This is a genomic window from Phenylobacterium sp., assembly GCF_030693805.1.
GTDB lineage: Bacteria > Pseudomonadota > Alphaproteobacteria > Caulobacterales > Caulobacteraceae > Phenylobacterium.
Window position 1 is genome coordinate 1 of sequence record NZ_JAUXZW010000181.1, and the last position, 1,720, is coordinate 1,720.

Sequence of the window (1,720 nt, forward strand, 5' to 3'; positions counted from 1 at the left end):
CAGCCACCCCTTCGCCAATAGTGGGATCGATGAACTCATCCACCGAACCGCAGCGATCGCAGATGATGAATCCGATTGCTTCTCCCTGCCTATAGGCAGGTTGGGCGTCATGGCCGCACCGGCACGCGACGAACGCATTGAGCGACTCAATGCGATGCGCCTTGCCGGCGGAGACCAGTTGTTTGAGCGCGCGGTAGACCGTCGGTGGCGCGAGTTCGACCTGAGGCCTGATGGCCGCGATGATGTCATAAGCGCCCATAGGACCAGCCGCCGACAACAACGCCTCCATAACGTAAGCCGCATTTCGACCCTGCATTCGGTCCGTCAATGCGCCGCTCCCGACGTGAATCCAGCCCCCGCTAAGGACAGATATGTTATAACATAACAATTTGGCGGGCAAGTGAAGCAGGCATTCGGCCGGGTGACGAACTACGACGTTTCAGAAGGCGACGGCTCGCCTCACTGCGGCTGGGACATGTCGCGCGGAACGATCATCCGGATTGGAACTTTCCCGCGGAATATCTGCGGCGAAGAGCGCGCGCGGGAGAGCTATTCGAGCGGATAACGCCGGCGACGCCACGTTCCGGAAGGCCAATCTGGTCATTGCGGAGAACAAATCGGCAAGGGTGTTCGCAGTTTTATACGCCATTTGTCGCGCCCAAGGGGATTCGAACCCCTGACCTACTGATTACAAATCAGTTGCTCTACCAGCTGAGCTAAACCGGCCCATGGCGTCATCGAGGCGCATCGCGCGACTTCTCTATGCGTCCAAGCCGGCGGAGAGGTCAATCCCGCGCCGGCGCTCACCGAACCTCATCCCCAGCCTCACGCTCACCCGAGCCGCGTCGTCACCACGCTCAACGCCGCGGCGCAGGCGTTCGACACATTCAGACTCTTGATCGGGCCCGGAAGATCGAGCCGCGCCACGGCGTCGCAGCGTTCGCGCGTGAGGCGCCGCAATCCCTTGCCCTCTGCGCCGAGCACAAGCGCCAGCGGCTTTGACAGCGTAATGGTCGAAAGCGATTCGGCGCCATCCGAGTCGAGTCCGACGCGCGCATAGCCGCGCTCGGCGAGGTCGTCGAGCGCGCGTGCGAGATTGACGACGGAGACGATCGTCGTGAATTCCAGCGCGCCCGAGGCCGCTTTGGCGAGGACGCCGGAAAACTCCGGACTATGCCGTTCCGTGACGATCACCGCGTCGACGTTGAAGGCGCAGGCCGTGCGCAGGATCGCGCCGACATTATGCGGATCGGTGATCTGGTCGAGCGCAAGCACCACGCCGCTGACGCTGACGATGTCGGAAATGTCCGCCTCCGGCAGCGGGCGCGCTTCGAGCAGCAAGCCCTGATGCACCGCCTCCGGGCCGAGTCGCCGCTCGTGATCGCGCGCGTCGACGAGGCGCGGCTCGAGTCCCGCGGCCTGCGCAAGCTCGTGGATGCGTGGCAGCGCGGTTTCGGTCGCGTAGAGCGCCAGCAGCTTGCGCTTGCGCGCGGTCAGCGCGGCGCGCACGGCATGAGCGCCGTAAAGCGTGACGAGGTCGGGCGAGGCGGCGCGGAAGAGGCTGCGCGTCTCGGACTGTGCGACCGTCGTGCGGCGGCCCCGCTCATGCGCGCTGCGGTCCTTTGGCGGCGGCCGGCGGGTCATCTCAGCACGGCCGTCTTGACCCACCATCCCGGATGCAGGGCGCGAATGACGCTGGCGGCGCGCATGGCCTCGCGCC

At 65.1% G+C, this 1,720-nt stretch carries 1 protein-coding gene, 1 tRNA gene and 1 pseudogene; all 3 read right to left on the reverse strand.

What is annotated here, in order from left to right; genetic code table 11:
- Positions 1 to 259 (reverse strand): annotated as a pseudogene (locus tag Q8M88_RS07645) (transcriptional repressor); the annotation flags it as partial.
- 394 nt (positions 260 to 653) lie between these two features.
- Positions 654 to 728, reverse strand: a tRNA-Thr gene (locus tag Q8M88_RS07650).
- A 103-nt stretch (positions 729 to 831) separates the two neighbouring features.
- On the reverse strand, positions 832 to 1,720 hold an 889-nt coding region (locus Q8M88_RS07655; protein ID WP_305596020.1), incomplete at its 5' end, for an RNA methyltransferase.